General features: G+C 65.8%; 13 protein-coding genes. 8 read left to right on the forward strand and 5 right to left on the reverse strand.

Features of this window, described 5'->3' with window-relative positions; all coding sequences use genetic code 11:
* The first annotated feature begins 84 nt into the window (after positions 1-84).
* The 4 genes from ACY3GB_RS13365 (at position 85) to ACY3GB_RS13380 (ending at position 3,160) form a co-directional block, all read left to right on the forward strand.
* Positions 85-627, forward strand: coding sequence for a DUF2059 domain-containing protein (locus ACY3GB_RS13365; RefSeq protein ID WP_463089164.1), 543 nt, complete (start codon positions 85-87; stop codon positions 625-627).
* Positions 628-800: 173 nt separating this feature from the next.
* Entirely contained in the window at positions 801-1,628 is an 828-nt protein-coding gene (locus ACY3GB_RS13370) for a substrate-binding periplasmic protein (RefSeq protein ID WP_463089165.1), read from the forward strand.
* Positions 1,629-1,681: 53 nt separating this feature from the next.
* The gene (locus ACY3GB_RS13375; RefSeq protein WP_463089166.1) at positions 1,682-2,569 is read left to right on the forward strand and encodes an NYN domain-containing protein; all 888 of its coding nucleotides are present in this window, start codon (positions 1,682-1,684) and stop codon (positions 2,567-2,569) included.
* 66 nt (positions 2,570-2,635) lie between these two features.
* Positions 2,636-3,160: an N-acetyltransferase family protein gene (locus ACY3GB_RS13380; RefSeq protein ID WP_463089167.1), complete on the forward strand. Its 525-nt coding sequence runs from the start codon at positions 2,636-2,638 to the stop codon at positions 3,158-3,160.
* Here ACY3GB_RS13380 and ACY3GB_RS13385 read toward each other — a convergent pair.
* The 3 genes from ACY3GB_RS13385 to pyrB form a co-directional block, all read right to left on the reverse strand.
* Positions 3,120-4,424 (reverse strand): chloride channel protein, encoded by a 1,305-nt coding sequence (locus ACY3GB_RS13385; RefSeq protein WP_463089169.1) that lies wholly within the window; start codon positions 4,422-4,424, stop codon positions 3,120-3,122. The two genes, ACY3GB_RS13380 and ACY3GB_RS13385, sit on opposite strands and share 41 nt — an antisense overlap.
* A gap of 171 nt (positions 4,425-4,595) precedes the next feature.
* Complete coding sequence (pyrI, locus tag ACY3GB_RS13390; protein ID WP_021477474.1) at positions 4,596-5,054, reverse strand: aspartate carbamoyltransferase regulatory subunit; 459 nt, start codon at positions 5,052-5,054, stop codon at positions 4,596-4,598.
* Positions 5,055-5,078: 24 nt separating this feature from the next.
* Entirely contained in the window at positions 5,079-5,999 is a 921-nt protein-coding gene (pyrB, locus tag ACY3GB_RS13395) for an aspartate carbamoyltransferase (protein ID WP_463089170.1), read from the reverse strand.
* A gap of 207 nt (positions 6,000-6,206) precedes the next feature.
* Between pyrB and ACY3GB_RS13400 the strand changes: the two genes are divergently transcribed.
* Both ACY3GB_RS13400 and ACY3GB_RS13405 read left to right on the forward strand, forming a co-directional pair.
* Positions 6,207-6,440, forward strand: coding sequence for a hypothetical protein (locus tag ACY3GB_RS13400; RefSeq protein WP_463089171.1), 234 nt, complete (start codon positions 6,207-6,209; stop codon positions 6,438-6,440).
* A complete protein-coding gene (locus ACY3GB_RS13405) occupies positions 6,424-7,638 on the forward strand; it encodes an HD-GYP domain-containing protein (RefSeq protein ID WP_463089172.1) in 1,215 nt (404 codons plus the stop codon). Before ACY3GB_RS13400 ends, ACY3GB_RS13405 begins: the two co-directional genes overlap by 17 nt.
* A 29-nt stretch (positions 7,639-7,667) precedes the next feature.
* On the opposite strand, the gene ACY3GB_RS13410 is transcribed toward ACY3GB_RS13405, so the two are convergent.
* The gene (locus ACY3GB_RS13410; RefSeq protein WP_463089173.1) at positions 7,668-8,393 is read right to left on the reverse strand and encodes a 16S rRNA (uracil(1498)-N(3))-methyltransferase; all 726 of its coding nucleotides are present in this window, start codon (positions 8,391-8,393) and stop codon (positions 7,668-7,670) included.
* A 94-nt stretch (positions 8,394-8,487) separates the two neighbouring features.
* Between ACY3GB_RS13410 and ACY3GB_RS13415 the strand changes: the two genes are divergently transcribed.
* Positions 8,488-9,279: an inositol monophosphatase family protein gene (locus ACY3GB_RS13415; RefSeq protein ID WP_463089174.1), complete on the forward strand. Its 792-nt coding sequence runs from the start codon at positions 8,488-8,490 to the stop codon at positions 9,277-9,279.
* Entirely contained in the window at positions 9,201-10,661 is a 1,461-nt protein-coding gene (locus ACY3GB_RS13420; protein WP_463089175.1) for an anion transporter, read from the forward strand. The genes ACY3GB_RS13415 and ACY3GB_RS13420 overlap by 79 nt, the downstream gene beginning before the upstream one ends.
* Positions 10,662-10,779: 118 nt before the next feature.
* On the opposite strand, the gene ACY3GB_RS13425 is transcribed toward ACY3GB_RS13420, so the two are convergent.
* On the reverse strand, positions 10,780-12,114 hold the full coding sequence (locus tag ACY3GB_RS13425; protein ID WP_463089176.1) for an SGNH/GDSL hydrolase family protein: 1,335 nt from the start codon (positions 12,112-12,114) through the stop codon (positions 10,780-10,782).
* Between the last annotated feature and the right edge of the window lie 160 nt (positions 12,115-12,274).

Raw genomic sequence — 12,274 nt, forward strand, 5'->3', positions numbered from 1 at the left:
CCCTGACCGCATGGGCTTTGACCTGGACACCGGCCGGTGTCACACTGCCGGCTCGACATCCATTACCAGATCAAAGGATTTGCCATGTTTGCTTCCCGCTCGATCAAGGCCGGCATCGCCGCCCTGCTGCTGACCATGCCGCTGCTGGCTCACGCCGACGCCGCCCAGGAAGCCGGAGCCAAGGAACTGGCCGCCACCCTGAATCTAGACAATATGCTGCCGGAGCTGGCGCAACGCACCTCCGCCAGCGCGCTGCCGCTGCTGCAGGAATACTTCGTCAAGAACAAGATCAAGCTGACCGAAGCCCAGCAGAAGAAAGCGCAAGCCGGCCTGAAGGGCTACGGCGACGGCATCCAGAAACTGGCCGCCGACTACTTCGGCTCCGCCGCGGTCAAGAGCCAGTTCGAGCAGACCGTGGTGAAGAACTTCAGCGCCCAGTTCACCGCTGACGACCTGAAGCAGATCAACGCCTTCTACAAGACGCCGGCCGGCCAGAAGATGCTGAAGCAGCAGCCGCAAATCATCAACGGCATCGCCGGCGAAACGCTGAAGTCGGCCGAAAAGGCGCTGCTGCCCAAGATGCAGGCCTCCGCCGAAGCCTACGGCAAAACCATCGCCAAGAAGTAATCGGCCCCTCGGACTGAGCCGGCGCGCGCGCTCCTGCGCCGCGCCGGCTTCGCCCCGCCATACCCCGCTCGCCTCCTCCCCTCGTCTCATTGCATTGCCCTCCGCCGCCTTCGCCAACGCCAAAGCCGCGCCACCGGCCACGCGCTATAACGATGGTATTCGTCTCTCGGAGCATGACCGCGATGCGCCAGTCCATCGCCCGCCTACTGTTGTCGATGCTGTGGTCCTTCAGCTGCGCGGCGGCGCCGCTGACCGTGACCATCCTGACCGACAACGGCTATCCGCCTTACTCGTATGAAACGGCCGGCCAGGCGCGGGGCATCTACAACGACATCCTGCGCGCGGCCTCCAGCCGCCTGCGCGGCTACCGGATAGAGCTGCATCCGGTGCCGTGGAAGCGCGGGCTGGCGGAACTGGAGGCCGGCCGCGCGCTGGCGCTGTCCCCGCCCTACTACCGGCCCGGCGAACGCCCCTTCATGCGCCCCTACTCGCTGCCCATGCTGCGCGAAAAAGTCGTGGTCTATTGCCGCCTCCCGGTAATGGCGCAGCCGCGCCCGGCCTGGCCAAACGACTATCTGGGCCTGCGTTTCGGCAACAACGCCGGCTTCCGGCTCGGCGGCAACGCCTTCTGGGCGCTGGTAGACCTGGGACGGATCTCGATGGAGGAAGCGCCGGACGTCCGCACCAATCTGCTGAAGCTGATCCGCGGCCACCTGGACTGCTACCAGAACGACAAGCTGGCGATAGACATGGAACTGGCGAAACTGCAGCGCCAGGGCCTGTACCGCGACGGCCAGCTGGCCGAGGCGGCGACGGTATCGGAGGAGCAGGGTTATGTCGGCTTCACCGACCGCGACGACGGCCGCTTCCCGTACAAGCAGGACTTCATCCGCGAACTGAACCAGGCGCTGGCCGGCATGAAGCGGGACGGCACCGTCGACCGCATCGTCGGACGCGCGCTGGACGCCGCGCGCGGCCAAGCGGCGTCGGCCAGTTTTTGACAGCCGGGAAAGCCCCGGCATAGCATGTGCTGTCGCCCTACCCGAAAGACTCAATGGAAAACCGCAAACTGGCGGTGCTGATAGACGCCGACAACGCCCAATCCTCGCTGATCGCCGAACTGCTGGCCGAGGTGGCCAAGTACGGAACGGCCGTCGTCAAGCGCGCCTACGGCGATTGGACCACCACCCAGCTCAAGGGCTGGAAGGAAGTGCTGCACCAGTACGCGATCTCGCCGATACAGCAGTTCGCCTACACCAAGGGCAAGAACTCCACCGACTCGGCGCTGATCATCGACGCGATGGATCTGCTCTACACCGGCAATTTCGACGGCTTTTGCCTGGTGTCCTCCGACAGCGACTTCACCCGCTTGGCCACCCGGCTGCGCGAAGGCGGCCTGACCGTGATCGGCCTGGGCGAACAGTCGAAGACGCCGCGCCCCTTCATCGCCGCCTGCGACAAATTCGTGTTCACCGAGATTCTGCGCCCGGCGCCGCCGGCCAAGCCGAAACCAGAGACGGCGGCGACTGCTGACAAGCCCAAGGCCCGCAACAGCCGCTCGCGCGCCAAGGCCGCGCCACACAGGGAAAAACACCCGCTGCAGGACATGTTCACCTCGGCGATAGAGGCGGTGGCGCGCGACAGCGGCTGGGCCGAACTGTCCGCCGTCGGCTCCTACCTCGCCAAAAACGATCCCTCGTTCGACCCGCGCAACTGGGGCCATGGCCGCCTGTCGCAGATGGTGAAGAAATTGGATTTCCTGACGGTGCAGGAGAGCCGGAACGGCTCCAAGCTGCACAGCGAGATCCGGCTGCGCCACGATGGCGAGCCCGCCGTCGCCGAGCCCGCGGCGCCCGTCGAGACCCCGCCGGCGTCCGAGGAGAGCGCCGCGCCGCCGCGCAAGAAGCGCAGCCCGCGCAAGAAAATCGCTCCCGCGGGTTGAATACTGGTACGTTAATTGCAAAGGCCTTGGCTCAAGGCCCCGAACGACCTCAAGCAAGGACAGAACATGCAGATTCGTGAAGCCACTCTTGAAGACCTGGCCGCGATACTCGACATCTACAACGAAGTGATCGCCACCACCACCGCCGTCTACAACGACGATCCGCTGACGCCGGGGGAGTTCGCCGTCTGGTTCCAGGACCGCGCCGCCGCCGGCTACCCGGTGCTGCTGGCGGAGGACGAGAACGGCCGCGCGCTAGGCTTTTCCAGCTTCGGCGATTTCCGCGCCCGCCCCGGCTATCGCTTCACCGTCGAACACAGCGTGCACCTGACCGCGGACGCACGCGGCCAGGGCATCGGCACCGCGCTGGTGCAGGCCTTGCTCCCCTATGCCCAGGCGCTGGGCAAGCACACCATGCTGGGCGCCGTCGACGCCGACAACGAGGGATCGATCCGCTTCCACGAAAAACTGGGCTTCGTCCAGGTGGGCCGGCTGCCGCAAGTCGGCTTCAAGTTCGGCCGCTGGCTGGATCTGGTCTACCTGCAGCGCTTCATCGACGAAGCCAGCAGCGGCCCGGCGCCGGACGCCTGATCTCCGCCTCGTCCTGGTACAAGACCCGGCCGCCCAGGCGGCGGCTGATCCTGGCCGCCAGCCATGCGGCCAGCGCCACCGGCGGCAGCATCGCGTAGGCGCCGGTCAGCTCCATCAGCATCAGCGCCGCCAGCACCGGCGCGCGCGCGGTGGCCGCCAGGAAAGCCGCCATCCCCACCAGCGCCGCGCCGCCGGCCGGCAACCAGCCCGGCAGCAGCATATTCAGCAATTGGCCGGCCAGCGCGCCGCCGGCCGCGCCGGCGAACAACATCGGCGTGAAAATGCCGCCCACCGCGCCGGAGCCGCTGGTGGCCGCGGTGGCGGCCAGCTTGCACACCAGCAGCGTCAGCACCAGCCGCCAGCCCGGATCGCTGACCAGCAGCCACGACACCGTGCTGTAGCCATTGCCCCACATCTGCGGCCAGAACCAGGCCAGGCCGCCCACCACCGCCCCGCCCAGAGCCATCCGCCACGGCAGGCGCAGTTTCAGCCTGCCCAGCGCGTGGCGGCCGAGCTCCATCGCGCCCATGAACAGCGGAGAAGCGGCGCCCAGCAGCAAAGCCAGCAGGCAGTAGCCGGCCAGGGCCAAATGATCGGGAGCGCCCAGGGGGGCGGGCTGGTATAAGGGGGAAAGGCCGAACAGCCTGTCCACGGTGAGGCTGGCGGTCAGGGCGGCCAGCAGCAACGCCGGCAGCGCGCGCCAGTCCAGCCGCCGCCACACCACCTCGCAAACGAAGACAACCGCCGCCAGCGGCGCATGATAGGCGGCGGCCCAGCCGGCGGCGATGCCGCAGGCCACCAGCAAGCGGCGGCGCGGCAGGCTGACAGACGCCAACCGGCCCAGCAACGAACCGCCCAGCGCGGCCAGCGCCACCATCGCGCCCTCGCGGCCGATGGAGCCGCCGCTGGCCACCGTGCACAGGGAGGACAGGCTATTGACCAGGGTGCGGCGCAAGCTGAGGCGGCCATCGCCGACCCGCACCGCCTCCAGGTAATCGCCCTCGGCGGCGCCGCGCAGCAGATGCCGCCCCTGTTCCAGCACCAGTCCGGCCAGCAGCCCGCCCAGCGCCGGGGCCAGCGCGCGCTGCCAGGGCGCCAATTGCCGCGCGATCTCGACCAGGCTGCCGCTGCGGCCGCTTAGCGCCTGCTCAATCGCATGCAATGCGAATTGGAAGCCCAACACCAGCAAAGCCCCCAGCGCGCCGCAAGCGGCCGCCAATGGCAAATTCAGGACAAAGGCATGACGGCGCCACCATGGCTTCATCGTCTGGCCGCCTCCAGCGGCCGCGTCGGGTATCCGCTCTCCCGCGACCGTAAGCCGCGAGTCGCAACAAATGAAAAGCGCCGCAGTCTCCCGCGGCGCTTTCCCTATTTTTACTGCCACTGTCGAACGCAGTGTTTTCTTGATATTTCTCTATCTCATCCTTTGTACGACTTAGCGCACCTCTGCAACAATATCCCTACTGAACACCTTTTCGCAATACTTGCACTTCATTTTTGTGTCATGACCCAGTGTTTTTACGTAGAAGACACTCTTCACCGGCTCATTATGCGAAATGCAGTTGGAATTAGGGCAGGAGAAAATGCCTTCCACCGCGTCGGGCAGGGTCAATTTATGCTTTTTTACAACTTCGAAGTTGTCGATCACGTTCACTGTCGCTTTCGGTGCGAATAGCGCCAGCTCATTGGCCTGTTCCTCGGTCAGGGCCACGTTCTCCACCTTGATCAGGTCCTTGCTGCCCATGTGGCGGCTGACCAGATTGAGGCCGACGGTGACGCGCTCGCCGGTTTCTGTCAGCTTGAACAGGCGCAGGATCTTGACGCCTTCGCCGGCCGGGATGTGGTCGATCACAGTACCTTGCTTCAGCGCTTCCACGGTGCGGGTGTATTGCATGGTCTTTGTCCTTTGCTTGCCTGATTACACGGTTTCGTTCAACACCAGCGACAGCAGCGCCTGGCGCGCGTAGACGCCGTTCTTCGCCTGCTCGAAGTAGTAGGCGTGCGGCGTGGCGTCGACGTCCACCGCGATCTCGTCGACGCGCGGCAGCGGATGCAGCACCTTCATGCCCGGGCGGGCATTCTTCAGCATGTCGGCGCGCAGCGCGTACTGGCCCTGGATCTTCCGGAACTCGGCCTCGTCGAAACGCTCGCGCTGCACCCGGGTCATGTACAGAACGTCCACCTCGGGAATCACCTCCTCCAGGCTGGTCGCCACCGTGTACGAAATGCCCTTCTCGTCCAGCTCCTCGCAGATGTAGTCCGGCATCGCCAGCACTTCCGGCGACACGAAGTAGAAGCGGGCGCCGAACAGCGACAGCGCCTGCGCCAGCGAGTGAACGGTGCGGCCGTACTTCAGGTCGCCGGCGAAGGCGACGGTCAGGCCGTCCAGCCGGCCCTGGGTCTCGCGGATCGAGAACAGGTCGAGCAGGGTCTGGGTCGGATGCTGGTTGGAACCGTCGCCGCCGTTGATCACCGGCACCGCCGAGAACTCGCTAGCCAGCCGCGCTGCGCCCTCTTTCGGATGGCGCATCACCACCGCGTCGGTGTAGGAGCTGATGATCTTGATCGAGTCGGCCAGCGTCTCGCCTTTCTTGGCGCTGGTGTTGCCGCCGTCGGCGAAGCCGATGATGTTGCCGCCCAGGCGCTGCACCGCGGTCTCGAACGACAAGCGGGTGCGGGTGGACGGTTCGAAGAAGCAGCTGGCCACCAGCTTGTCCTGCAACAGGTCGCCGCGCGGGTTTTGCTTGAGGCGAGCGGCGGTGTCCACCACCAGTTCCAGTTCCTCGCGGCTGAAGTCGGGTATGGAGATGATGTGTTTCCGGTACAGTGGATTGGCCATGGTCGCTTTCCTCGTGTTGGCGGTTGCGGGCGAAAAAAAAGCCCCTGTCGTCAGGGGCTTTTTTTCGTGAATGCGGGAATGTCGGGAACGGTGGCGCCTCGCAGCAACGCCGCCGCGCCGCCCGCAAGGGTGTCGCTGATGCCGCTTCGCTGCCATGCCGCTTGTCTCATTACATCCGTTCCGAACAAAACTGCGGGAATATATCCCATGATCGCCGCCTTCGGCAAGCCCTCGCCCCCTGGATGGGCGGCGGCGGTCGCCGGATCCGGGCCTCCCGCGGCGGGATTCTTGCAAATCCGCCCGCTCCGGCTGATGCTGAAAAATAGACGCCTTCTACGCCAGGGCACCGTCCGGCGACGGCCCGATCCGTCGAAGCACGACGATTTGCTGAATCCCACTCCGCGGCGACAGGCCGCCAAGCGCCATGATCAAGTGCATTGATGTCAGCGACCTCAAAGTCGGCATGTACATCCACGACCTGAACTGCGACTGGATGTCCCACCCTTTTCTGATCAACCGTTTCAAGGTGAAGGACGAGAGCGAGATCCAGAAAATCGCCGACGCCGGCATCCACGAAGTCTACATCGACACCCGCAAGGGTCTGGACCTGCCCTCCGCCCGCAGCGAAGGCGAAGTGCGCAAGCAGCTGGAAAGCGAGCTGCGCGAAATCGCCTCCCGCGAGAGCACGGTGGTCCGCCGCGTGGAGGCGGCCGAGGAATTCGGCCGCGCCCGGGTCATCCACGACGAAGCCAACCAGATCGTCCGCGACATCCTGCAGGACGTGCGGCTAGGCAAGCAGGTTGAGCTGGAGCAGGTGGAGCCGCAAGTGGAAAGACTGACCGAGTCGATTCTGCGCAACGGCGGCGCGCTGCTGTCGCTGTGCCGGATCAAGGACAAGGACAACTACACCTTCCAGCATTCGGTCAGCGTCGGCGCGCTGATGGTCAGCTTCTGCAACGGCCTGGGCATGAGCAAGGAAGTGATACACCACGCCGGCATCGGCGGCATGCTGCACGACATCGGCAAGATGAAGGTGCCCAACGAAATCTTGAACAAGCCGGGCAAGCTGACCGAGCAGGAATTCCAGGTGATGAAATGCCACGTGGTGGAAAGCCAGAAGATTCTGCACGCCACCCGCGGCATCTCGGAAACGGCGGTGCTGGTGGCCGGCCAGCACCACGAGCGCCACGACGGCAGCGGCTATCCCGCCGGACTGAAGGGCGAGCAGATTTCGCAGCTGGGACAGATGGCGGCCATCGTCGACGTCTACGACGCCCTCACCTCCGAACGCTGCTATCACCAGGGCATGTCGCCGACCGACGCGCTGCGCAAGATCTACGAATGGTCGAAATTCCATTTCAACCCGGAGCTGGTGCAGGCCTTCATGCGGGTGATCGGCATCTATCCGATCGGCACCCTGGTGCGGCTGGAAAGCGGCCGGCTGGGCGTGGTGGTGGAGCAGAACGACAACAATCTGGTCTCGCCCAAGGTGAAGGTGTTCTTCAGCACCAAGAGCAATACCCATATCCAGCCGGAAATCGTCGACCTGTCGCGCAAGATGGGATTCGGCGGCGGCGACCGCATCGTCAAGCACGAGTCGCCGGAGAAATGGCACATCGACCCGCTGCGCTTTCTGTAGGGCGCGTCGCCCCGTTGGGGTGACGCACCCTACTGGTAATCCCCCCACACCGCCTGCATCGCCGCCACCGCCGCCAGCGCCGCGGTCTCGGTGCGCAGGATGCGCGGCCCCAGCTTCAGCGGCGTCCAGCCGGCCGCCAGCGCCGCGTCCTCCTCCTGCGCGGAAAAGCCGCCCTCCGGCCCCGCCATCAGCCAGCTGCGCGCCGGCCTGTCGGCCAGTTGTGCCAGGCTCTTGTCGCCGCGCGGAGACAGGATCAGCCGGATATCGGCCTCCTGGCGCTTCGCCAGCCACTCGTTCAGCGTCAGGATGGGCAGCACTTGCGGCACCGTGTTGCGGCCGCTCTGCTCGCAGGCGGAGATCACGATCTCCTGCCAGCGCGCGACGCGCTTGTCGGCGCGCTCGCCGCTGAGCTTGACCACCGAACGGCCGGCGGCGATGGGCTGAAACACCGACACCCCCATCTCCACGCCCTTCTGCAGCGTGAACTCCATCTTGTCGCCGCCGGAAATGCCCTGGGCCAGACCCAGCCACAACGGGGTTTCACGTGAAACGTCGTCGAAGCGCTCGACCACGCACTGCGCGTCGCGCTTCATCACCGCACAGAGCGCGGCCTGGTACTCGCCGCCGCGGCCGTTGAACAGCGTGATGGCGTCGCCGGCGTTCAGCCGCAATACTTGGATATGACGCACCACAGCATCGGGCAGGGACAGGTGCTGGCCGACCGCGAGGTCGGCGTCGAGATAAAACCTTGGCATCGGATATTGAAAGTCGCTGTTGATACCGGTATTTTGCTAGGTTTGCTCCATTCGGCAAACCGCTTTCGCGCGGAAACCACGCAGGGAGAAAAGGATGCAGGTGCTAGAACAGGTGATGCAGCTGGTACGCGACGTGGCCGCCCGCGAGGTGATGCCGCGCTTTCTGCGCGTCGGCAAGAGCCGCAAGGACGACGGCACCCTGTTCACCGAGGCCGATCTCGCCTGCCAGGAAGAACTGCAGCGGCGCCTGCCCGCCATCCTGCCCCATCCGGTGCTGGGCGAGGAAATGGAGCGCGACGAACAGGACGCGCTGTGGGCGGCCAACCGCGACGGACTGTGGGTGGTGGACCCGATAGACGGCACCACCAACTTCGTCAACGGCCTGCCCTATTTCGCGATCTCGGTCGGCCTGATGGTGGACGGCAAAAGCGAGCTGGGCGTGATCTACAACCCGGTGTCGGACGAGATGTTCTACGCCCGCCGCGGCCAGGGTGCCTGGCTGAACGGCCACCGGCTGCCGCTGAAAACCATCAATAACTGCATGGGCGACGCCATCGCCAGCGTCGAGGTCAAATATCTGCGCTCCGGCAAGCTGGCCGCCCGCATCGGCAGCGTGGCGCCGTGCGGCAGCCAGCGCAATATGGGTTCCAGCACGCTGGACTGGTGCTTCCTGGCCGCCGGGCGCTACGACCTCTACCTGCACGGCGGCCAGCGGCTGTGGGACTACGCCGCCGGCGCCGTCATCGCCGAAGAGGCCGGCGCCCGCCTGGCCAGCCTCAACACCGACGACTACTGGACCGACGTGGTGTGGAAACGTTCGGTGATCGGCGCGATCACGCCGGAACTGTTCTCGCAATGGTACCGCTGGGTGCGCGCCAACCAGTAGCCCCCGCCCGGGACGAATGCCGCGCGCGCCGGCAACGCCGCAGCGCGCCGCCGCCTTCCGGCCGCCATGAAACAGCCATCTCCCCCACCCCCAAGCTCGGCCCGTCCCGGGACAGGCCGATGCCCGCCGGCGCTTACGACATGACCACCACCATTCTCGCCATCTTCCTCATCGTCTATCTCGGCATGATTCTCGGCGGACTGCCATTCCTGCAGCTTGACCGCACCGGCGTCGCGCTGCTCGGCGCGATCGCGCTGATCGGCGTCAACGCGCTGAGCCTGGAACAAGCGGTGGCCGCCATGCACCTGCCCACGCTGATATTGCTGTTCGCCTTCATGGTGATCTCGGCGCAGATGCGCCTCGGCGGCTTCTATGACTGGGTAACCCACAAGTTGGCGACGCTGTCACTCGGCCCCGCCGGGCTGCTGGCGGCGCTGACCGTCGTCAGCGCGGCGCTGTCGGCGGTGTTCAGCAACGACATCGTCTGCCTGGCCGTCGCGCCGGTGTTGATCGACGCCTGCAGGCAGCGCCGGCTGGACCCGGTGCCCTTCCTGCTGGCGCTGGCCTGCGCCTCCAACATCGGCTCGGCCGCGACGCTGATCGGCAATCCGCAGAACATGCTGATCGGCCAGACGCTGCGCCTGGACTTCGGCGGCTATTTCCTCGCCGCCGCCCTCCCGGTGGGATTCGGACTGCTGGCATGCTGGGCGTTGATCGTCCGGCAGACCGGCGGCCGCTGGCTGGACGCCGGCCCCGCCGAGGCCCCCGCCGCCGAGCCGCCGCGCGAGGACACGCCTTTCGATGGCTGGCAAACCGCGAAAGGCCTCGTCATCGCCGCTGCGCTGCTGGCGGCGTTCCTGGCGGCGCCGTGGCCCAGGGAGCACATGGCCCTCATCGGCGCGGGCATCCTGCTGATGAGCCGCCAGCTGCATTCCCGCAAGATGCTGGGGCTGGTTGACTGGGAGCTGCTGGTCCTGTTCATGAGCCTGTTCGTGGTCAACCAAGCGCTTCAGCGCACCGGACTCCCCTCGGACGCGGTCGCCGGCCTGGCGGCCCTCGGCGTGCGGCTGGAGCAGCCCTGCCCCTTGTTCGCCGCCACCTTCCTGCTTTCCAACATCGTCTCCAACGTCCCGGCGGTGATGCTGCTGTTGCCGATCGCCCATCATGAAATGGGCGGCCTGCTGCTCGCCTTGGTCAGCACGCTGTCGGGCAATCTGCTGATTGTGGGCAGCATCGCCAACATCATCGTCGTCGATGCCGCCGCCAGGCGCGGCGTCGCCATCGACTGGAAACGCCATGCCCGCGTCGGCGTGCCGATCACCCTGGCGACCCTGGCCGTCTCCGGCGCCTACCTGGCGCTGCGGCTCCAGCTCGGCCTCTGAGCCCGGCCGCGCGGCCTTCAAGGCGGCGGCAGCCCGCCTTCATCCGCAAAACGCCGGCGACAAAAAACCGCATGCCGGCAAGGCATGCGGTCGGCGGACAGCCTTAAATCCCGGCGGATCAGCGTCTGCGCGCCTGCGCCGACAGGTTCAGGTTCTGCTGGCGCAGGAAGTCGGCCACCATCTGGCCCAGCAGCACGTGGGTATGCGTGGTCGGGTGCAGATTGTCCCAGAACACGTAGGCGTCGGCGTTGGTGCACTCCGGCCGCGGCGTCTGCGACGAGATGTAGGGCAGGCTGGCGTTGGCCGCCACGTTCAGGCAAGGCTGGGTGGTGTTGCTCACCTGGTACTTGGCCGGATTCGCCAGCAGGTCGTTAAACATGCCGTAGGCGTCGAACAGGCTGAGCTTGAGCGCCGCGCCGTGCTTCTGCCGCAGATTGGCCACCAGCGTCGCCAGCTTGGCGTTGTAGTCCTTCACCTGCTGCGCCAGTTGCGCCGCCTTGCCGCCGGCCGATCCGGACGGCGTGCGCGACAGGTCGGGCAGCGTCAGCACCACGATATTGCGGCCGCCGCCGGCGATGATCTTGTCCAGCGCCTTGCCCTGGTCGGCGATCACCTGATCGACGGCGCGGCCGTAATTGAGCAGGTCGTTGCCGCCGATCAGCATGGTGAACAGCGTGTTTTCCGGACGGTAGCCCGGCGCCTTCTGCATGTACTGGGTCCAGGAATCCACCTGCTGCAACAGGCCCGGCACCACCAGGTGGCTGTCGGCGGCGGAACCGCCGATCGCCCAGTTGTAGAACGGCAGCTTCAGCTGGTCGGCCAGATGCTCGACCCAGACCCGGCCGTTGCTGAAGCGGCCGACGTACCAGCTGCTGGCCACCGGCAGCCGCCATTGCGAGGCGCCGTACATGTTCTGGGTGTCGGACAGGCTGTCGCCGAACACCACCATGCGGTTGATCGCATTGCCCTGGCTGGCGCTGTCCAGCGTCCAGATGGTGTGGTTGTACGACATCACGTTGTTGGCGGCGGCGAACAGCGCTAGCGGACGGTTGACGCCCTGCTTGGCCAGCGTCTGCTGGCACACCGAACGCAGCGTGTCCTGGCTGGTGTCGCTGTAGAACATGTTCTTCAGCGCGACGAAGCTGCCCGACCACCAGTAGCCGTTGACGCGGTAGTAGTCGCCGCTGGACGGATCGGTGGCCCACACGTAGTCGGTCTGCGGCTGGTTGGCCGCCGGACTCTTGCGGTAATAGCAACGCAGGTAAGTGTAGGTGGCGCTGCCGGGCTGCGGCTTGGCCTGGCTCGAGGCGGCGCGCGCCTCGCTGCCGGACAAGGGCTTGCCGGCGGAGATCACGCCGTCCAGCTCGTCGCTGGGGGGCTGTTCGGACTGGGCCTGCGCCTGAGCGCAGGCCAGCATGCCCGCCAGCAGGGACAGAACGATGGTTTGTTTCATGTATTCACCCGATACCTTGTTTGTTATGTGTGGAATGCCCGTCGTTTTCATCCGGTCGCGGCTAAGGCTCCGCGCCGGCCGGGGCTTCCTGTCAAACAGAATATCAGCCGTTTACATTTAAAATAAAGTGTTAATTTTAAACAATTAAACCGAGTTCACG

This window comes from Chromobacterium sp. Ag138 (assembly GCF_055181315.1).